Source organism: Leptolinea tardivitalis (genome assembly GCF_001050275.1).
GTDB lineage: Bacteria > Chloroflexota > Anaerolineae > Anaerolineales > Anaerolineaceae > Leptolinea > Leptolinea tardivitalis.
The window spans coordinates 216,838-237,809 of the sequence record NZ_BBYA01000002.1 but is presented as its reverse complement, the minus strand read 5'-3'; the positions used below and the strand labels follow the sequence as shown (position 1 = coordinate 237,809).

Sequence of the window (20,972 nt, the reverse complement as noted above, 5' to 3'; positions counted from 1 at the left end):
AATACAGCCATTCTGAAATCGCCATTCTTCGATTCTGCAATACAGGAGGAATAAAGGATGAATAATAACGACAAATCAGTATGGGATGGTGTCATTCTTGTGGCATCATACCACTTCCTACTGGCTGTTGTCTGCTTGCTCGGTGCTGCAGCAACCGTCGTTTTTGCTATTATCCCCAATCTGGCTACGGCATCTACCAATCCACAGGCTGTGTTTATGCCGGTAATCGGCGCGATTTTTGGTCTGGTCCTCTGCATATGGTATGCATCCATCGGTTCAGGACTAATCCGGTTGAAAAACAGCTCCCGCATGGGTGCCGTTTTCCTGGCATTGTTTGGATCAATAGGCGGTCTGTTCCTCCTTCTTGGAGCGGGTATTCCGGTAATTAATAGCCTGCTCCCGGATGTAGGAGCTGTTACCGGAGTTGCAGTTGCCGCCATTTGCGGTTACTCCTTGATGACCTTCCTGGATATCATCGTTTTGATCTTCCTGTATTCAGGCAGAGTCAGAGCTGTCTTCTACGGTGAACCGTGGTCTCCTGAGAATGCGAATGTCCCCGGACTGGGAACTCTGGTTCGTGCAGCTATTTTTGGAGTCCCGGTAAGTTCAACAACTCCTATTATGCCTGTACCTACAGCTCCAGCCCCCATAGCTCCAGTGGCTTCACAATCTGCTCCCACAGCTCCCCATCGCGAAACTCCACCCCCTCCACCTGTGGATGATCTGGATACGCCCGGAGACCTGTTTACCGAACCGGCTCCCAGAAAACGCTAATGTACTAATTCCAGAAGAGAGGCTGACGGAATTCAAGTCAGCCTCTCTTCTACCGAAAACATAATCTTGCAGGTATTCAGGGGTTCATGAACAATAGGGATAATTTCTCAAACCTAATTCCTTTGCTGACAGGCGTAACTTTGATCATCATCAAATTATTCGTTTTTGTAATGATGATCACGGCAGCATTTGTTTTTATTTATTTACCTCAAACGAATCAAGAAGTAAGTCAGTTGCCGGCTGCTACAGTGGTCTTGCCCGGCGCTACACCGTCGATCTCACCGATTGATGCTGCTATAGCAAATAGTGAATGGTCAGGTGCACGTTTAATTAAAACCCCTGATGTTGTCAACACACCTTTTATTACTCCAACACGCCAACCGACAACCCAATCTACACCCGATAACATGGCAAACAATACTTCACCAGTAGCTGTGAAGACTTTAACCATCAGCAGCCCGCTGGAAGATTTTAATATTGGAGATTTGCAGGAACTGATCTCACAAGAATTTAAAATGCCTCCACCTGGAGAAGATTCTGGGCATCATGGTGTAGATTTTGCATTTTGGAGCAGAGGCAACAAGTCCATTCTGGGAAATCCCATTCTGTCGGTTTTTTCCGGTAAAGTCTCAATGTCTGATTCTGAGGAAAAACCTCCATATGGGTATGCACTGATGATTGAAACCCCGTTGGAATCACTCCCACAAAATATTCTGCATGCCATCAAGATTCCCACGCAGCCTATTGGAACTGTAATCAACAATAAATTGAACTGTCCCGATCTTTCGAAAGATCAATGGAATTCATCCAGTAAATCCCTGTATACCCTCTATGGACATATGATTGCCGCTCCCGGCTTCAAACAGGGAGACGCCATCCAGATTGGCCAGATTATTGGTTATGTTGGTAATTCCGGTTATTCCAGTGCCCCACATCTTCACCTTGAAATGCGCATCGGTCCATCTGGTGCCACATTCAAGAATATGGGACATTATGACCCAATTACTACCGAAGAAGACAGGCATAACTATTGCAACTGGCGAGTAAGTGGTGTTTTCCAGATGTTTGATCCGATGGATTTATTTAAAGCAAGTCTTGCGGCCAAATAGACCGTTTGGAAAACCATCCTCCAACCCAGAATGCCGGCCTTATGAAATCAAAACCTGTTTCCAAAGTGGTTCTATATCTATTGGTTTTATTCATTATTGCCAATATTGCCGGAACGATTTACTTCCTCTGGCCGATTTTTGAAAGTAGTGTTCTCACCACTCCAACTTTACCTCCTGCGCCTACAATTACAGAAACACCTACCAGTACTCCGACAGAAATAATCCCCACCGAAATTCCAACAGAATCACCCTCTCCTACGCCTGAAATTCCAACACTGACTCCCACAGAACCCAGTGCGAATTTTTCAGGACTACAACAGCAAGGAGTAATAATCCTTTCTCTGGCAGATGGCGCTTATTTTCACCTGTTCGCCTATCATCCTCAATATTTGCCATTGCTTCGGCTGACAGATGGTGAATATGATGATATTGATCCAAGTATTAGTCCGGATGGGACAAAGATCGCCTTCAGTTCTCACCGTTCCGGATATTGGGATTTGTATACACTTGACCTGCTGACTGGAGAAATCTCCCAGCTGACATCCACCCCGGAATATGACGGGTCCCCAACCTGGTCGCCTGACAGTCAATGGATTGCCTACGAATCTTATACCAAAGGTAATCTCGATATATACCTTTTGGAGGTTGCGCATCCTGAAAAAGCGCCACTGGAATTGACCAACGAACCATCCACTGATTTTTCACCTCGTTGGATGCCTGGAGAAACCGGACGTCAAATTGCTTTTGTTTCCGACCGTTCTGGTGAAGATGAAATCTGGATCGCCCGTCTTGATAATTTCAATGAACGTTTTATCAACATCAGCCTTGACTCTGAAAGTAAAGATACTCACCCAAGCTGGTCACCAGATGGGCGTTTCCTGAGCTGGGCAAAGAAAACCAACGGAATTGAAACACTGGTCATCTGGAACAATACCAACCCCAATGAACCATTAAAAACAGTGGGTACTGGCGATTGGCCTATCTGGGATCCAACCGGTACGACAATTGCCTCACGGGTTCTTCAACCTAATCTGACTGCCTTTGCTTCCTATGAGATAGAGACAGGGCTGATTCGAATTCCATTAATTCGTCTGCCAGGTCCTATTCAGGGAATGGATTGGAAGATAGCCGGTCTGCCTCAAGCTCTTTCTTCACGTTTGGCGGAAGCGCCTTCGCCGACAGCAGAACCGTTATGGACTCCAATTTTGGCTAAAGATCCAGTACCGGCCGGTATGGATGGGTTAGCGGTTCTAGACGGTGTTTCTGCTCCTACACCGGCTCTCTTAGATTCTGTAGACGAATCCTTCGTCGGTTTGCGCACTCGAATTGGTAATCTGGTCGGATGGGATTTGCTCAACAGTCTGAAGGCTGCTTTCACAGATAAAGATACCAATGAAGAGCCAGGCATGCAAAACTCCTGGTTGAGCACCGGCCGGGGAATTTCTATTAATGACCTGCCCATGAATTCAGGTTGGATGGCACTCGTACGCGAAGATATGGGCACACAAACATATTGGAGGATTTTCCTGAAAACTCGTACCCAGGATGGTTCGCAGGGACGTCCCATGACAGATAAAGCCTGGGACATAACCTCCCGTAATTCAGGTGATCCTTCTGTTTATGAAAAAGGCGGAAAAGAAATTGGCGTGCCAGAAGGCTACTGGATAGACTTTACGGAATGGGCAGCAAGATATGGATGGGAAAGGTTCCCGGCTTTATCCAATTGGATCACGTATTATCCCGGTGCAAGGTTCACATTATTCGCCATGACCGATGGATTGGATTTAAACACCGCGTTATCGCAAATGTATCCTGGTGTAAATTTCTCTAAGCCGGCTGTCAAAAATACCCTCACTCCGCTTCCCACAGCCGTTCCACCGGAAGCAACATCCACGCCGGTTAAAAGTAAATGATGTGTGTGAACAAATTGAGAACTGAATTGAAATGAAATGTAATGCAAGTTTCTTACACGTATTCTTTTTGAATCTTTTGATAACCATCAGTTTATCTTCCTGTTCAACGTATCTAACCATCCCGGAAGTTCAGGCATCGAATCCATCCACTGAATCCAATAATGGAAGTTCACTTTTAAAAGTGCTTCCAACACTTGATGATCCAGCTCAAAAAGAAGCCTCAAATGGGCAAGATGTTCCACCCACAGCCACAATTGAATTAGCCTGGCCTACCCCGACTAAAATACAAACAATGGCTGCCACAGATATATCAACAGTCGAACCGACTGTTGCTGTACCAACAATACAAATGGCAACACCAACAATGAATCTGGTTACAGTTGCTCCAACACCAGACCCCGCCAAAGCAGAACCTCTTGAGATTGCTTTTCCCACCCCAGAACCGTCTGGTGAATTAAACTGGCGTCCACCGCTTTACCCGATCCCCTGGGCATTGAGCGAGCATGATCATTTCTATTTCGCCCGCCCTATTTCAGCCAACACAATCAATTGGCCATTGTGGAACTACCGTTATGGCGGAATTAATGAGAAGTGGGAAGGTGTTGTTCACACCGGTATAGATATCGATGCCCCCATGGGAACCCCGGTTAGAGCGGCTGCACCCGGACGCGTTCTATGGGCCGGGTATGGAGTTTATGCAGGAGTCAATGAATCCAAAGACCCTTATGGCATTGCTGTGACCCTTGAACATTCCTTTGGGTTCCAGGGAGAAAAACTCTACACAATCTATGCCCATATGAACGAAGTCTATGTTCAACCCAATCAGCAGGTCAACACCGGTGATGTTCTTGGAATTGTCGGGGATACTGGCGCCACAACAGGCCCGCACCTTCATTTTGAAGTTCGCTGGAAACAGAATATGTTCAATTCTTCCCTGAATCCCGAACTCTGGCTGGCACCGCCTCAAGGATGGGGAGTATTGGTCGGTAGAATTATGAACACATCAGGGTCTTTCTACACATCACAGGAAATTACTGTAATGCAGGCAGACCGCAAAAAAACCTGGCTTGTACGTACGTACATACGGCGAAAAATTTGTTCACAGCGATCCATATTATGGTGAAAACCTTGTATTAAGTGATCTTCCAGCCGGAAATTATATAGTTGAAATTGAATATGAAAAGACAAAATATCACTACAATATCACCATAAATCCTGGCGCAGTCACGTATTTTCGGTTTAAAGGAACAGACGGCTTCTACAGGGATCTTCCCCAGGTTGGTGGTTATTCACCTGCACCCGATTGATCACGGATCATCTTGTTCAGGTTTTACCATTTAGTATGAAACCTTAATTTTTCTGAAAGATCCATTCAACAGTAGAAAATTGAGGTATGATACCACCCTGGTTGGTTAACCAATCATTTTTTCAGAAAGGTGGGTGGTATTATGCAAAGGTGCATTGTGATGGCTGGAATAGTCGAATAAAAAAAATAAACTCAAGGAGTTACTCTATGACTATTCCAGAAATGAAAATGTATCCACGGAAAAATGATACAGAAACCATTTACTTGAAAAGTGTGGTTACTGATCCAAGTATCAGTATCGGTGATTTCACAATGTACAACGATTTTGTATCTGATCCGACACAATTTGAAAAGAACAATGTTCTATATCACTATCCAATTAATAAAGACAGATTAATCATCGGCAAGTTTTGTTCAATCGCCTGTGGGGCAAAATTCATTTTCAACAGCGCTAATCATACACAAAAATCGCTTTCCACTTATCCATTTCCCATTTTCTTTGAGGAATGGAATCTAGACAAAGCAAACGTTGCTTCTGCCTGGGATAACAAAGGCGATATCATTATTGGTAATGATGTCTGGATTGGATATGAAGCCGTCATCCTGTCAGGAGTACATATTGGCGATGGTGCCATTATAGGCACAAGGGCAGTGGTGACAAAAGACGTTCCTCCTTATTCTGTTGTTGGTGGTATTCCTGCAAAGGAAATCAAAAAGCGTTTTGATGAAAACACCATCATGAAATTGCAGAAGATTCAATGGTGGAATTGGTCTTATGACAAGATCCAACAAAACCTGCCCTTCATTATGAATGGAGAAGTAGATAAACTTATTACATAACCACTGCTTCTGCATAATCATTTATAACAAAGAAAACACCTCATTTCCGATAGATTACTCAGGAAATGAGGTGTTTTTTCTTTTTATTGTTATGGGATTACGATACTCTCTCGTAATCCCAAATTAAGACCGAATACATATCTACTTGATTTCAGGCAGCATTCCGCGTCCAAAAGGTTTCTTGAAATGAATGCGAATAACCCGGCGTTTGCGCGATTGCAGGGTATCAAAATCGCCCAGAGCCTGTGCGGCTTCGAGTACACTGAAAGGCATTTTCCATCCGGGGATTTCGGCATCAGCCGAAGGTTCGGCCGTGATTTCAATGAACAGGCCATTATTAGCCCCGCCTTTGTGAAGTTGACCGGTGGAATGTTGGAAGCGTGGACCGTAACCCAGAGTTGTTGGGGTGACGGTCTTTTTTGTGATGGCGCTTCGGAATTTTGTAAATTCGTTCATCGTACGATCGTTGCGCGGCACATAAGCATTCACGCCTACATAATCCCCGATCTGAACCTGTTTGAGAAAGACACTCAGAACGTCTGATAAAGATTTGGCAGAATCAATACCGTTCAAATGGTCACCATATATGGCAGCTACTTCATTTTCCCATATAGGCGATCCCATGTTGAGTTTCCCGTCTTTCAAGTAGGCATCCGTCAATTGTTTTGTGCGTACCTTGCTTTCCTGCACGTCTGGCTGATCAAATGGATTAACACCCATCAGACAGCATGCCGCCGTTGTAGCTACTTCCCACTGAACAAACGCACCACCCAGGTCATATCCTGAATTCCAGGGCAGCACCAGCAAGGGATGTCCGGCGCGGCGAGCTTTGGCGGCGCGGCGTTCATTTTTACCATTAAGCCGCAAATAGACAAATACCCGGTCCGTCGAATAGAAGTCCAGTTTTGGTTCGGCATCCACCGGAACGATACCTTTTCCATTTTTGCCTGAGCTTTCAGCAATGAGCTGTTCAACCCAGGGACCAAAAGCAGCTAGTTCTGGGTCTGTAATCAGGGTGACTTTGTCTTTTCCTTTCAAAACACCTGCCGCGATAAATGCTCCCAGCATGATGCCCGGATTGCGTTCGATGGGAGTGGAGGATGAACAAAGTTCACTCATACTTAATGCCGTTTCCAGCAGCTTGTCGGTATCCTGCCCCATCAACACAGAAGGTGCCAATCCAAACATAGTCAAGGCAGAATACCGTCCGCCAACTTCTGGATCACTCAAGAGTACTTTTCGGAATCCGCGTTCTTCTGCCACCTTGCTCAGGCTGGTTTCCGGATCTGTGATGGCAATGAAGTGCCGTCCGGCTTTCTTTCCAAGAGTTTTCTGGGCTTTTTCCCAGAAATAATCCATGAATGCATTACTTTCACTTGTGGAGCCAGATTTTGATCCCACAAAAAAGAGAGTTTTCTTTAATGAGGCCCAATGAGCAGCCGCCAGAACCTGATCCGGGTTTGTCATATCCAGAATTTTCAATTCCATACCGGCTTCCCCGGTACCCAGGATCAATGACATGGTTTCAACACCCAATGAAGAGCCACCCATACCGAGAAGAAGAATCCGTGACATTCCTTCTTCTTTGCATTCTGCCAGAAGAGGTTTGATGGATTCAATAATGGCAGCTCCTTTGGCAGGTGCAGCCAGCCATCCCAATCGAATACCGATCTCTTTTTGACCGGCTGGATCCATCGTCCAGAGAGAGGCATCCTTGTTTTCCATCCGGGCAACAAAATCTTTCTCTTTTAATGCTTTAATCGCATTTTCAACCGGGACAGCTAAATTGCCCATGGATTTTCGGAATTCTTTGGAACGCTTGTCGATAGTCTTCAGCAATTCTTTGTAGGAGGCAATAAAAGATTTAACACCTTCATCCTCCAATTGGGCAGAAACCTCCATCATGTCAATGCCGGCTTTGGGTAAATCAGCCAGCACTTTCGCGGCTTCTGCTTTTCCTTCATTTGCACCCTTGCCTACCTGCCCGTGATCCTTGAAGGCTTTCACGGTTCCTGGCGGCATGGTGTTGATAGTGTTTGCACCGATCAAAGATTCGACATACAAAACATCGCGATACGCCGGATTTTTCATGCTGGTAGAAGCCCATAACGTCCGTTGTATCCGTCCGCCCTTGGCTGCCAGTTTCTGAAACCGTTCAGAAGCAAAGGTTTCTTCAAAAATACCAAAAACTGTCTTGCACGTCGAAACAGCCGCCTTACCCATCAATTCAGAAGCCAATTTGGAATTACTGCCCCCGGCTTCAACAATTTTCCTGAGTTGACCATCCACCTTGGTGTCAATACGGGAAACAAAGAAAGAGGCACATGACGCGATGTGGTCAATTGGTTTCTTGGCTTTTACTCTTTTTTCAAGACCGCGAATATACGCTTCGGCTACAGCCTGGTACCTTTCGATGGAGAAGATCAACGTAACGTTGACGTTTATACCCTCGGCAATAACAGCTGTAATGGCCGGCAAACCCTGTAATGTGGCGGGGATCTTAATCATCACATTCGGACGGTTCAGTAGTTTCCACAGCCGTTTGGCTTCTTCCACAGTCTTCTTTGTACTGCGTGCCAGTTTGGGGCTTACCTCCAGACTGACATAGCCATCAGCGCCATTTGTCTGGTCGTAGATAGGCCGGAACAAATCAGCTGCCTGGCGAATATCCTCAATGGCAAGTTGATAGAAAATCGATTCCGGGTCGTTCCCGGCAAGTGCCATCGGCTGGATCGTTTCATCATAGATGCGTGAACCGCCAATCGCATTGTTAAAAATTGTCGGGTTTGATGTCACACCAGTGATATCGCCATCGGCAATCAATTTGGCAAGGCCGCCATCTTTTAAAAGCCGGCGGTCAATATTATCCAACCAGGGGGATTGACCGGCATCCACCAATTGCTGCAAACTAGATTTGCTCATTTGAACATCCTTCTTTCTATCAATTCCACCTTCTCAATCCGGCGGTGATAACGTTCGAGTGTAGAAAATTTAGCGGCAAGAAAAGAAGTTACCAGTTCTCTGGCAACTTCTATTCCAACGACTTTTGCACCTATACATAAAACATTAAGATCATCATGCTCCACCCCCTGATGGGCTGAATATGAATCATGGCAGATGCATGCGCGTACGCCTTTAAATTTATTGGCTGTAAAAGTGATTCCCACTCCAGAACCACAGATGATCACCGCCCGATCGGCTTGCCCGGACTGAATAGCCCGGGCAACCGGTTCTGTAATATCAGGGTAATCTACTGGCTCAGTCGAACTGGCACCCATTTCTATGACAGTATGACCCAGCTCTTTTATTAACTGCATGATCGGGGCTTTATACGAAAAGCCGGCATGATCACAGGAAACGGCTACATTCATATTTTAGCCCAGCAGTTTTTTGGCTTCTTCCAGAACATGATCTACTGAAAAGCCGAATTTTTCCATCACCACTTTACCGGGAGCAGATGCTCCGAAATGGTCAATACCGATGACCACACCGGCATCTCCAACCCATTGATTCCATCCCATGGTGGAACCAGCTTCTACGGCAACACGTTTTTTGACATCAGACGGGAAAACGGATTCGCGGTACTCAGCAGACTGTTCTTTGAAGAGTTCCCAGGACGGGAAGGAGACAACTCTGACAGATTTCCCTTCAGCGGCCAATTTGTGGGCCGCATCCAATACCAGGCTGACTTCGGAACCAGAAGCCATCAGGATAATTTCAGGTTTCTTTCCACCCAGATCGGTCAAAACATAAGCACCTTTCTCCAACCCGGAAGCAGGAGCTAAAGTCTTTCGATCAAGAGTAGGTAGATTCTGACGGCTTAAGGCCAGCGCGGTGGGGCGTTTGGTGTTTTTCAGAGCAACACGCCAGGCTTCGGCTGTTTCATTGGCATCTGCCGGGCGGATGACCAGTAAATTCGGAATGATTCTCAGGGAAGCAACGGTCTCCACTGGTTGATGGGTTGGACCGTCTTCACCAAGACCAATGGAGTCATGAGTCAAAATCCAGATGCTTGGAATGTGAGAAAGTGCTGAAACACGCAATGCACCCCTCAAATAATCGGCAAACACCATAAAAGTGGCGCCATAGGTGCGCATACCGCCATGAACGTTCATACCATTGACAATAGATGCCATGCCATGCTCGCGCACCCCAAAATGGAAGTTCTTTCCTTCACGATGATCCGCCTGGAAAGCCACACTGCTGTTAATCCAGGTATTATTACTTGGAGCCAGATCAGCGGAACCGCCCAGTAATTCCGGAATGGCAGCTGTAAGGGCATTAATCACCTTACCAGAAGCTACACGACTGCCCAATCCCTTGGGGTCTGCATCGAAAACAGGAAGTGCTTTCTCCCAATCTTTGGGGAGTTCACCGGATATGCGCCGTTTTAACTCTGCTGCTTCAGTCGGAAATTCAGCCGCATAGGCATCAAATCGTTTCTTCCAGTCGGCTTCCAGTTTTTTGCCGCGAGAAACACATTTCTTGAATTCCTTAGCAGCATCTTCCGGGATATAGAAAGGCTCAACAGGCCAGCCAATCTTTTCTTTGGCCGCCCTTAATTCTTCTTCACCGGCAGGCTCACCGTGGGCTTTGGCCGTACCCTGTTTTGTAGGCAGTCCATACCCGATAATGGTTTTGCAAATAATAAATGAAGGACGAGGATCTTTTTTGGCTTTTTTGATCGCCCGGTCAATTTTGGCAACATCGTTACCATCATCCACTCTTAGAACCTGCCAGCCATAGGCTTCAAACCGCTTGGCACGGTCTTCCGTAAATGCCAGGTCAGTGGAACCGTCAATCGTAATTTTATTGTCATCATAGAAGCAAATCAGTTTACCTAATTTCTGGTGTCCCGCGAAACTGGCAGCTTCAGACGCCACACCTTCCATCATGTCGCCATCCCCCACTATGACATATGTAGTGTGGTTGATCACATCGTGTCCAGGTTTGTTATAGACTGCCGCCAGGTGGGCTTCAGCGACTGCCATACCAATGGCATTGCCAAGACCCTGTCCCAGCGGACCGGTGGTGGTTTCAATACCGGGGGTCAATCCGACTTCGGGATGCCCGGGGGTGATGGAACCCCACTGGCGGAATTGTTTCAATTGCTCAAGAGGAAGGTCATAACCAGTAAGGTGAAGCAGACTATAAAGAAGCATGGAGCCGTGGCCGCCCGATAAAACAAAACGATCGCGGTCAAACCATTGAGGATTCTTTGGATTGTGGCGCAGGTGTTTCGTCCAGATAGTGTAAGCAATGGCAGCCGCGCCCATGGGAAGACCGGGATGACCAGAATTGGCTTTTTGAACGCCATCAGCAGATAAAAATCGGATGGTATTTATCGCGCGTTCTTGAAGAATTGTATTCGACATGCTAACCTCGATTTTCAGTTTTCACAATTTTACCATCAGGGAGAAAGATTCTTACTCCAGCCCTTAAAAAAGTCTCTATACGCATTAATTGTTCCATACTGAGTTAAATACCCGAGAACGCCGGGTATTTAACTGAGATTTACAATTTTCTTGTGAATAGTCAGCCGAGCTTTATCCTGTTTAACCTCAGACTGTTACTAACCACAAATACACTGCTAAAGGCCATCGCCCCTGCTGCCAGAATCGGTACCAGCAAGCCTAAACCAGCTACCGGGATAAGCACGACATTATAGAAAAAAGCCCAGAACAAGTTTTGCTTGATAGTGTGAAGAGTCTTTCTTGATAGAATGATCGCCCTGACGACGCCATCCAGTTCACCACTGATTAATACAATCGGCGCAGATGCAATTGCGATATCCGTTCCTGTGCCAATGGCAATCCCTACGTCTGCCTGTGCCAGTGCCGGTGCGTCATTTATCCCATCGCCAACCATGGCAACACGATGACCATTTTCCTGCAATTTCTTTATTTCTGCCGCTTTGTCCCCTGGTAAAACGTCTGCCAACACAGTGTCAATACCGATCTGGTTAGCAACAGCCTCTGCCGTTTGGCGGTTATCTCCCGTTATCATGGCAACTCTTAAACCCAGTGCATGCAGAGATTTGACTGCTTCGAGAGAATTTTCTTTTATCGTATCGGCAACGGAGATAATGCCTGCCATTGAACCATTAATGGCTGTCAACATGGCGGTTTTTCCTTCAGATTGAAGCCGTTGGATATCTGGTTCCCATTCATCGATGGAAATTTCTTGCTCATTCATCAGATGTCTGTTGCCAACCAGAATAGTCAAACCATCAACATGACCTTTAATTCCCTGCCCGGTAATCGATGTAAATGATTCGGGTACTATCAAGGAGAGATTCTGGTTACCGGCTTCTGCCACAATTGCTTCTCCAAGAGGATGTTCACTGTTTTTCTCCAAAGAGGCAACAAGTTGAAGCAGCCGATCTTCAGCGATCTTTCCCCTGGTCACAATATTGGTAACTGAAGGCTGTCCTTGCGTAATCGTACCGGTTTTATCCAGAACAATCATATCGACTGAACCCGCTTTTTCCAGAGCTTCTGAGGTTTTAATCAACACACCACTGGAAGCCCCTTTTCCAGTACCCACCATGATAGCTGTGGGAGTGGCCAACCCCATGGCACATGGACAGGCAATCACCAACACAGCAACCATGTTGATCAAAGCTCTGGTCAGCGGTGTAATCTCTGAATTGACTGCAAGCGGTGGTCCGAAAATCATCCATCCGGTAAAGGTGATGATGGCCAGAACAATAACCGCCGGTACAAATATTGCAGATACTCTGTCAGCCAGTTTTTGAATAGGAGCTTTGCTCCCCTGCGCATCCTCAACAAGACGAATGATCTGAGCCAGGGCGGTATCTTTCCCGATTCTTGTTGCTTGAAATTTGAATGATCCGAGTTTGTTTATGGTTGCGCCAATAACCTGTGAACCGGGGACCTTCTCCGAAGGAAGTGATTCGCCTGTAAGCATCGATTCATCTACAGAAGAGTGCCCTTCAACCACGACTCCATCGACCGGCAGTTTTTCCCCCGGTCGAACAAATACAATATCTCCAATCCGTACATCATCGATGGCAATTTCTATCTCATTTCCATCACGAATCACCCGCGCCGTTTTTGGACGCAAACTCATCAACTTTTTAATGGCTTCACTGGTACGTCCTTTGGCTCTTGCTTCAAGGAATTTTCCCAATCGGATTAACGTGATGATAACCGCAGCAGTTTCAAAGTAAACATGACCATTGATCAAACCGAAAGCTACCGGCAGCGAATAAAAATAGGCTGTTGAAGAACCCAACGCCACCAATACATCCATGTTTGCCGAGCCATTGCGAAGTGATTTATATGCACCGGTATAGTATTGCCAACCTACGTAAAATTGAACCGGAGTGGCCAATACCAGCATGATCATCTTGAGCCACATTGAATGGGTGATTTCCATGGGGAAGAAACCCAGATCTGCCGCCATGGAAATGAAGAACAACGGAATGGAAAAAACCAGACCAGTGATCAGTAATTTTTTCTGATGTTCAATTTCCATCCGGCGGGCACGGCCTTCTACATCTTCCAAATCACTTCCGGTTTCAACAGCCTTGAATCCGCTGGAGGAAATCGCCTGTTTTATCTCTAATTGACTGATGATGGTCGGGATAAATTTCACTCTTGCCGTTTCAGTGGCTATGTTAACATTGGCATCTATCACACCATCCAAATCAGACAATTTTTTCGATAACCGCGCTGCGTCTGATGAATCACTTAATCCTTGAATAACCAGGCTGGCTTCACCGGCTGCTATCCCATAACCCGCCCTTTCGACTCGTTCAATCAATTTTGGGAGTGTAGTTACTTCAGGATCAAATTCAATCGTGGCACGTTCACTTGACAGGTTTACTGAAGAAAACGAAACGCCTGTTTCCTTCTTCAAATTCCGTTCAATGGTTGCTACACAATTGGCACATGTCATTCCTGTGATTGGCAGAATGACCTGATGATTATTCGTCATTTTTCCTGCTTTACCGGATAGTTAATTTCTTTCAGCAAAGATTTGATAGAGTCTTCCGAAGCTGGTGCATCAAAAACAACTTCAATTGTTTTTGTTTCTGGATCACCTTCCACTTTTTGAACACCTGGCAATTCTGATAATTCATTTTTTATGGTCATTACACAATGTTTGCAATTGATATTGGGAATGGAATAATTGACTGTAGTCATTTCTCGCTCCTTATTATTAATAACTTCGATTTGTTTTATCAAATAACTCGTGGATTTCATTGATCACGCGCTCACGCTCAGAAGGGTCATCACCACGAATGGCTGTGATTACACAGGAATTTAGATGATTATCCAGAATGGCTGAACTGATTTTGCTCAATGCAGCCTGGGCAGCCTGAATTTGACGGATGATATCGATGCAATAAACTCCATCATCAACCATTCGTTCAATACCCCGGATATGACCTTCTACATTTTTCAACCTTAGATTAATATCCTCTTTCATCATCCTCTTTCCTACCCCCCCCCATAGGGGGGGGGGTAGATTCATTATAGGACAGTTTACACTTTTGTCAATCCTTATTAACGAGTTATTTAACCCTCTGATTGTTGAATGCCGCATCTGTTTGATTTATACTGATTTTGCGTATATCCCGACTCATGATGCCGGTAATTTATATTTGAATAAGAAGGAAACAGATGGAGAAATCGCAGTCGATTCCATATTTACTCTCCAAATTGAGTGATCTACCTTCTATGCCTGAAGTTGCCCAGAAGGTTCTGGCACTAATCAGGAATCCAAAATCGAACATGGCCGAAATTGGTCAGATCCTTTCGCTTGATCAATCCCTGGCCATGCTTGTATTACGTTGGGCTAATTCAGCCTATTACGGACTGCGCCACCCTGTATCTACAGTCAATCAGGCAGTTATTGTCCTCGGGCAGCAGGCGGTGAGAAATGTGATCCTGGCATCCACTGTTGCCGGTATGATGGACCGGTCTGTTGAAGGATATGGCCTCGAAAAAGGCGACCTCTGGCAGCACTCCATTGCAGTGGCAGGTGCTGCACGCGAAATAGCCAAGAATAAAGGATATGAACTCGCCGAAGAAGCGTATACGGCTGGACTTCTGGCGGATATCGGTAAACTGGCTTTTGAGACTCTTCTTCGTGATGTTGATCTTACCCAGCCGGAGTGGCAGGGGCAGGCCTTTTCAGACCTTGAAGAAGAATATTTTGGGATAGACCATGCTGAACTGGGGGCAGAATTAGCCCGCCGATGGAATTTGCCTCCCCGTTTATTGGATGCCATTCAACATCATCATGAACCGACCAAATCAAGTGAAGGACGTTCGCTTTCTTATGCGGTTCATCTGGCTGATTACACCGTGATGATTATGGGGATTGGCATCGGCCGCGATGGATTGCAATACCATCTGGATCCATCGGCTGTAGAGTTCTATGAATTCAACGAAAGTGTACTGGACCAATTAACAGAAGAAATACCTGATTTCATTCTGGCATCCAATTCCATGATCAGAAACGTACCATCTGAAATTTGAGCATGGCAGAACACGAAGATGTCTACAGGAATGAGACTGAGACATATCATGCTCTGGTTTCCAGAGAAGATTATCTGCACAATCTGGATGTCACGATAAAAAGACTCATCCCATCCGATTCGTCCATCCTTGAATCCGGTGCGGGAACCGGACGGGTGACGAAAATTCTGGCTCCACTGGCTTCTGAATTAACGGCGTTCGATATTTCTGTTCCCATGGTTTCCAGGGCATCCACAATTTCCGAAATGGATAGATCTCATTTTCTTGGATATGGTTCAGCCGACCATCGTCACTTGCCTGTTGGATCGGCCAGATTTGACTGGATCGTCTCAGGATGGAGCGTTTGTTATCTGGTAAGCTGGCAGCGGAAAAATTGGATACCAGAAGTGATCATTGCTCTCCAAGAATTTTTACGGGTCTTAAAACCAGATGGTCGGATTCTCTTAATAGAAACTCTGGGGACAGGCAAAACCGCACCCGAGCCCCCTCCTCATCTGATTGATTATCTTCAATTCCTGGACAACGTTGGATTCAACCGGCAGTGGATCCGAACCGATTACCTGTTTGATAATGCAGAATCCGCTCGTTTGTTGACAGAATTTTTCTTTGGATCAGAGATGCTCCAGTTCATAGAGTCTGGAACGCTTCTACCTGAATGTACCGGATTGTGGATCGGGCAGAAAGAAACCATCAAGAAAAATCTTTTTGATTGAAATCCAATATTTGATACGGATTCCCGGTATTATCTAAAAAACGAAGAAGGTCTTTGACTGTCACCACCAGGGTGGCAGTATTTACATTCGGGTGAAAACCGGCCGTTTCTTCATTAAAGATAGAAGCGTCAAGTAAAACCCGTACGACATGGTCTGTATCAAAAATCAAACCAAAGGGACTGACCGCACCAGGCTGCACTCCAAGATAACGGTACAGTCTCTCATTCGAGGCAAAACTCAGGCGTCCGCTTTTGAAATGTCGCGCGAGATTGGTTAAATTTACTTCCGTTTCAACTCGCATAACCACGAGGTAGTGCAACCGACCGGGTTTGTCACGCAGGAAAAGGTTCTTGCAGTGTGCTCCCGGGTGAAGATCACTGTATTGTTCGGCTTCTTTTACTGTCGCCACCGGCGGATGTTCAAACCGTTCATAGGGTATGTTCATCTCGTCTAAAGTTTGAAGTATTTTTTGTTCAATATCGGATGCAGTCAAGAAATTACCCTATCGTCAAAATGATGATGCCGCCAACAGTCATAACCATTCCTATGACGGTTTTTAGAGAAAGTGTCTCACCACCCAGCCAGATGCCCATTAATGCTCCGAACAAAGGGGATGTGAAGGCAATTGGCATGACCTTCCCCAAAGGCGCCCCCTTAATGGCCAGATAATAACACAACATACCCACCGATCCGGCAATCACGCCTCCACCGATCACCATATAGATCAGGGCTCTACTGCCGGCGGAAGGAATCTGTTTCCATTCCTGAAAACTCACAGCGCCCAGAATGAGAAGGGCGACTGCTGTTCGGATGGTAATACCCACCTGAGGAGAAAGATTCCCCAGATGCAATCCTTTCTTCTCAAAGTACCCTCCGACACCCCAGGCTAAGGCAGTAAGCAGAGCAAACAATTGAGGTTTCATGATTCGCCTCCCCTATGCAAGATTTAATCCAATTCTAAAACTCGTGCCATTTTTTGGGGAAAACTACTTGAAATTCAACCCCAAAGTGGGTACAATGTGGGTATAAATGGTACAAAGTGGGTGAAAGTGGGATGCCGGGAACACCGGCATCCCCCCTTAAAAAGCAAAGGTAGAACTCATGTTCCTGGGACAGTACGAACACTCCATTGATGAAAAAGGACGGCTGACCATACCGGCGAAATACCGTGAATTGTTGTCAGATGGTGCCTTTATCACCGAAGGATTTGACCAGAATCTAATGGTTCTTACCTCTTCCGCTTTCACTACCATTTCAGACCGGGTAAATCGCATGAGCATGACAGATCCTACCGTTCGTGAACTGAAACGTATGATGTTCGGTCGCGCAAATCAGGCTGAAATTGACAAAGCCGGTCGTATGCTTATTCCCGCTTATCTGAGGGAAAGTGCTCAACTTAAAACAAATATCGTTGTAGTAGGCATGGGGGATTATTTCGAAATATGGTCATCAGAGAATTGGGAACATCAGAACCAGCACACTTCGGATTCTGAAGCCAATTCCAGGCGTTTTGCGGCATTTGACCTATCGGTACGTTGACATGTCCGATAGTAGCAGGGATGCGGGGATCCCGCACCAACCAGTACTTTACCAACCTTCTATAGATGCTCTTCAACCTCACGATGGCGGTCGTTATGTTGATGCAACCTTAGGAGCAGGAGGACATGCCCGGGGGATTTTGCAATATTCATCCCCCACTGGCCAATTGTTGGGTCTTGACAGGGACGAAAGTGCTTTATCCATAGCCAGACAGAGACTTTCGGAATTTTCAGGACGAACTTTTTTCCGTCATTCCTCCTATGTACAAATGAAAACCGAAGTGGAAAAACTTGGTTGGAGTTCAGTTGATGGAATTCTGATGGATCTGGGTCTCTCTTCGATGCAACTGGACACACCGGAACGTGGTTTTTCATTTCGCACCGATAATCCACTTGATATGCGTTTCGATCCGACAACCGGATTGAGTGCAGCTGATCTGGTCAATACATACCGCGAAGATGAGTTATCCCGTATTCTCTGGGAATACGGCGAAGAACCCAAATCACGACGCATAGCATCAGCCATCGTGCAAAACCGGCCGATCACTACAACCGGCCAGTTGGCTGCCTTAGTCTCACGGGTTTATGGTCCGCAGCGCGGAGAGCATCACCCTGCCACCCGGACATTTCAGGCGATACGGATCGCGGTCAATGATGAACTCGGAGGACTGCAAAACACACTGCCCATTGCCCTGTCCATTCTGAAACCCGGCGGCAGACTGGCAATCATTACTTTTCACTCTCTGGAAGACCGCATAGTCAAACAGTTCTTTCAGAAAGAAAGCAAAGATTGCCTGTGCCCTCCTTCTCAACCAATATGCACATGCGGACATAAAGCATCCATCCGATTGGTTCAGCGGAAGCCGGTTAATCCGACCAACGATGAAATTAAAGAGAATCCCAGGGCACGCAGTGCCAGATTGCGTATTGCTGAGAAGCTATAACTGGCACGTCCTTTGCAAAGCAAACCAAAATTATCCAAATACAAAAGAGACGGTAAACATGACAGCAATCACTCAAAAACTTGAACAGGCTTACAAACAGGCTCCATGGCGAACTCAGGTTCAGTGGAGCGGTATGTTCCTGCTGGTTGTGATCAGCTTTGTGATGGTGGCGGGACTCTATTTAAGTATTTCTGCGCAAGCGGCCACGGCCGGTTTGGATATTCAGGATTTACAGGTGCAAAAAGATGAAACTACCCGGCGTATGGCTGACCTGCGGAACCAATTAGCATACCTTACCTCTGATCAGGTAATGGAAAAAAGAGCCAAAGATTTAGGGTTCAAATTGAATCGTATTGACGATCCGACTTACTTGATCATTCCCAATTATGCCGGCCGTGAATTGGCAAGCATGGCTCCCCCTCCCGGTCTGGATATGATTCCCTCACCTGTTCTACGGCCTGCATATACACAATCCCTCTGGGAATGGCTTTTCCAGGGAGTACTTAGCTATTCTGATCCAAGTCTCGGAGCAAATCAGTGAGTTCATTATCCTTCTTTCGCTTGAAGGTGATGGGTATCCTCCTGACAATCGTCGGAGGATTAATCATTCTTCAGGTGATACGCATCCAAAACAGCGCGGAAGCCCGGTCTCTGAGTGCTGATGCTATTAAAAATTATGATTATGAAGAACGGAAGATTTACCCTGAAAGGGGAAGTATCTTTGATCGGTGGGGGCGACTTCTGGCCGGCAATAAAGAAGTCTACGAAGTGGGTGTCGACATTCGTTATGTAAAAAATCCTGAAACAATTGCCCAGATGGCTCATGAAATCCTGGAGTTGGATTACGACACCATCTATAACCGCATCACCAAGGATTATGTCAATAGCAATATTCAGTATGTTGTTCTTTCTGATTTTGTCCCCCTGGAAAAAATCACCGCCATTAGCGAAACAAAAGAAAATTACAAGCGATTAACCCCATTGAACAAAGGGGAAAAACTTCCCAGCCTTGAAGGTGTTCTGTGGACTCCTCACCTCCAGAGAAGTTATCCTGAAAATGCGCTGGCATCCAATATCATCGGTTTTTATTCGTATAAAGATCGTGATCAAGGTCGCGGTTATTTTGGTGTTGAAGAGAAATACAACGATCTGTTGGCTGGTTCTCCCATTATTGTTCAAGTTCCGCGGGATCCGTACAAAGTCCGTGAAGTACCCACTGTGGCACCCGGTGCCAGTATCGTATTGACCATCGATAAAGACATTCAGGCCAACATGGAATCCATCGCCGCTAATGCGATGAAACGCAATGGTGCCACATCCGTTACGATTGTGGTCATGAACCCCAAGAATGGCGAAATTCTGGCAATGGCCTCAACGCCAAACCTGAACCTGAATGAATATTGGAAATATGGAGAAATATTCCCTGATCCCACCCCATTCAATCGGGCTATCGGACAGACGTATGAACCGGGTTCAGTTTTCAAAGTACTGACGATGGCAGCGGCTATCGATGCCGGTGTGGTCACGCCAGATACGCCCTTCCTGGATACCGGTGAAGTGGAAATTGGTGGTTATACCATTTATAACTGGGACCGCAATGCCTGGGGTCCTCAAACCATGACCACCTGTATGCAGCACTCATTAAATGTATGCTTAACATGGGTCGCCCAGCAGCTTGGTCCCACCCGGTTTTACCAGTATCTGCAGGCATTTGGCATAGGTCGAAAGACGAATATTGACCTCGCTGGCGAAGTGAATTTCCCTCTGGCACTGCCCGGCGATAATAACTGGTATCCAATCAACCTTGGGACAAACTCATTCGGTCAAGGTGTTGCAGCTACACCACTTCAAATGATTACAGCGGTAGGAGCCCTGGCAAATGATGGCAAGATGATGGCTCCCCATATTCTGCAATCCGTAGTGGAAAACGGCCGCCAGTACAACAATACTCCTCAGGTGATTGGCAACCCGATTTCTGCCAAATCAGCCCGCACCATCTCCCAATTGCTGGCAGTATCTCTTGAAGAAGAAGCATCTGACGCTCTGGTGGATGGATATCGTGTGGCAGGAAAAACCGGCACGGCAGAAATTCCTGGTCCAAATGGTTACGTCAGCAACCTTACAAATGCCTCATTTGTGGGTTGGGGACCCGTCGATGATCCGCGTTTTGTAGTATATATATGGCTGGAAAAACCAAAAAGCTCAATGTGGGGCTCCATCGTCGCCGCCCCTGTTTTTAGCCAGGTAGTCCAAAGCTTAGTGGTATCCTTGAAACTCCCTCCGGATACAATCCGGCAGGGACTGGTTCAAAAGTAGGCAGAAC

At 46.2% G+C, this 20,972-nt stretch carries 19 protein-coding genes; 11 read left to right on the top strand and 8 right to left on the bottom strand.

Features of this window, described 5'->3' with window-relative positions:
* Positions 1–57 precede the first annotated feature (57 nt).
* The 5 genes from LTAR_RS02470 to LTAR_RS02450 all read left to right on the top strand — a co-directional run bounded on the left by LTAR_RS02470 (position 58) and on the right by LTAR_RS02450 (position 5,942).
* Positions 58–774, top strand: coding sequence for a hypothetical protein (locus tag LTAR_RS02470; protein ID WP_062420574.1), 717 nt, complete (start codon positions 58–60; stop codon positions 772–774).
* Between the two features lie 86 nt (positions 775–860).
* Positions 861–1,883, top strand: coding sequence for a M23 family metallopeptidase (locus LTAR_RS02465; protein WP_062420573.1), 1,023 nt, complete (start codon positions 861–863; stop codon positions 1,881–1,883).
* A gap of 41 nt (positions 1,884–1,924) precedes the next feature.
* Positions 1,925–3,796, top strand: coding sequence for a TolB family protein (locus tag LTAR_RS02460; protein ID WP_062420572.1), 1,872 nt, complete (start codon positions 1,925–1,927; stop codon positions 3,794–3,796).
* Positions 3,797–3,827: 31 nt separating this feature from the next.
* Positions 3,828–4,919, top strand: coding sequence for a M23 family metallopeptidase (locus LTAR_RS02455; protein WP_062420571.1), 1,092 nt, complete (start codon positions 3,828–3,830; stop codon positions 4,917–4,919).
* Between the two features lie 390 nt (positions 4,920–5,309).
* On the top strand, positions 5,310–5,942 hold the full coding sequence (locus LTAR_RS02450; protein ID WP_081419763.1) for a CatB-related O-acetyltransferase: 633 nt from the start codon (positions 5,310–5,312) through the stop codon (positions 5,940–5,942).
* A 141-nt stretch (positions 5,943–6,083) separates the two neighbouring features.
* On the opposite strand, the gene LTAR_RS02445 is transcribed toward LTAR_RS02450, so the two are convergent.
* The 6 genes from LTAR_RS02445 to LTAR_RS02420 form a co-directional block, all read right to left on the bottom strand.
* Positions 6,084–8,864, bottom strand: a complete 2,781-nt coding sequence (locus LTAR_RS02445; protein ID WP_062420570.1) for a bifunctional transaldolase/phosoglucose isomerase — start codon at positions 8,862–8,864, stop codon at positions 6,084–6,086.
* Positions 8,861–9,313 (bottom strand): ribose 5-phosphate isomerase B, encoded by a 453-nt coding sequence (gene rpiB, locus LTAR_RS02440; RefSeq protein ID WP_062420569.1) that lies wholly within the window; start codon positions 9,311–9,313, stop codon positions 8,861–8,863. Before rpiB ends, LTAR_RS02445 begins: the two co-directional genes overlap by 4 nt.
* Before the next feature lie 3 nt (positions 9,314–9,316).
* Positions 9,317–11,317: a transketolase gene (tkt, locus tag LTAR_RS02435; RefSeq protein ID WP_062420568.1), complete on the bottom strand. Its 2,001-nt coding sequence runs from the start codon at positions 11,315–11,317 to the stop codon at positions 9,317–9,319.
* 160 nt (positions 11,318–11,477) lie between these two features.
* Positions 11,478–13,904 carry a heavy metal translocating P-type ATPase gene (locus LTAR_RS02430; RefSeq protein ID WP_062420567.1) on the bottom strand — a complete coding sequence of 809 codons (2,427 nt, stop codon included), beginning with the start codon at positions 13,902–13,904 and terminating at the stop codon, positions 11,478–11,480.
* On the bottom strand, positions 13,901–14,113 hold the full coding sequence (locus tag LTAR_RS02425; protein WP_062420566.1) for a heavy-metal-associated domain-containing protein: 213 nt from the start codon (positions 14,111–14,113) through the stop codon (positions 13,901–13,903). The genes LTAR_RS02430 and LTAR_RS02425 overlap by 4 nt, the downstream gene beginning before the upstream one ends.
* A gap of 16 nt (positions 14,114–14,129) precedes the next feature.
* On the bottom strand, positions 14,130–14,402 hold the full coding sequence (locus tag LTAR_RS02420; protein WP_062420565.1) for a metal-sensitive transcriptional regulator: 273 nt from the start codon (positions 14,400–14,402) through the stop codon (positions 14,130–14,132).
* A gap of 191 nt (positions 14,403–14,593) precedes the next feature.
* Here LTAR_RS02420 and LTAR_RS02415 point away from each other — a divergent pair, with 191 nt between their 5' ends.
* Entirely contained in the window at positions 14,594–15,454 is an 861-nt protein-coding gene (locus LTAR_RS02415; RefSeq protein WP_062531962.1) for an HDOD domain-containing protein, read from the top strand.
* Positions 15,455–15,456: 2 nt separating this feature from the next.
* Positions 15,457–16,167 (top strand): class I SAM-dependent methyltransferase, encoded by a 711-nt coding sequence (locus LTAR_RS02410; protein WP_062420563.1) that lies wholly within the window; start codon positions 15,457–15,459, stop codon positions 16,165–16,167.
* On the opposite strand, the gene LTAR_RS02405 is transcribed toward LTAR_RS02410, so the two are convergent.
* Together LTAR_RS02405 and LTAR_RS02400 are read right to left on the bottom strand one after the other, a co-directional pair.
* Positions 16,145–16,660, bottom strand: coding sequence for a prolyl-tRNA synthetase associated domain-containing protein (locus LTAR_RS02405; protein ID WP_062420562.1), 516 nt, complete (start codon positions 16,658–16,660; stop codon positions 16,145–16,147). The genes LTAR_RS02410 and LTAR_RS02405 overlap by 23 nt on opposite strands.
* A gap of 4 nt (positions 16,661–16,664) precedes the next feature.
* Positions 16,665–17,090: an EamA family transporter gene (locus LTAR_RS02400; protein ID WP_062420561.1), complete on the bottom strand. Its 426-nt coding sequence runs from the start codon at positions 17,088–17,090 to the stop codon at positions 16,665–16,667.
* A gap of 178 nt (positions 17,091–17,268) precedes the next feature.
* Here LTAR_RS02400 and mraZ point away from each other — a divergent pair, with 178 nt between their 5' ends.
* Genes mraZ through LTAR_RS02380 form a run of 4 tightly spaced genes read left to right on the top strand, consistent with a single transcriptional unit; the run spans position 17,269 to position 20,965 of the window.
* Positions 17,269–17,706 carry a division/cell wall cluster transcriptional repressor MraZ gene (mraZ, locus tag LTAR_RS02395; protein WP_062420560.1) on the top strand — a complete coding sequence of 146 codons (438 nt, stop codon included), beginning with the start codon at positions 17,269–17,271 and terminating at the stop codon, positions 17,704–17,706.
* A 1-nt stretch (position 17,707) separates the two neighbouring features.
* Complete coding sequence (rsmH, locus tag LTAR_RS02390) at positions 17,708–18,649, top strand: 16S rRNA (cytosine(1402)-N(4))-methyltransferase RsmH (RefSeq protein ID WP_062420559.1); 942 nt, start codon at positions 17,708–17,710, stop codon at positions 18,647–18,649.
* A gap of 58 nt (positions 18,650–18,707) precedes the next feature.
* Positions 18,708–19,190 (top strand): hypothetical protein, encoded by a 483-nt coding sequence (locus LTAR_RS02385; RefSeq protein ID WP_062420558.1) that lies wholly within the window; start codon positions 18,708–18,710, stop codon positions 19,188–19,190.
* On the top strand, positions 19,187–20,965 hold the full coding sequence (locus tag LTAR_RS02380) for a peptidoglycan D,D-transpeptidase FtsI family protein (protein WP_062420557.1): 1,779 nt from the start codon (positions 19,187–19,189) through the stop codon (positions 20,963–20,965). The genes LTAR_RS02385 and LTAR_RS02380 overlap by 4 nt, the downstream gene beginning before the upstream one ends.
* Positions 20,966–20,972: the final 7 nt, after the last annotated feature.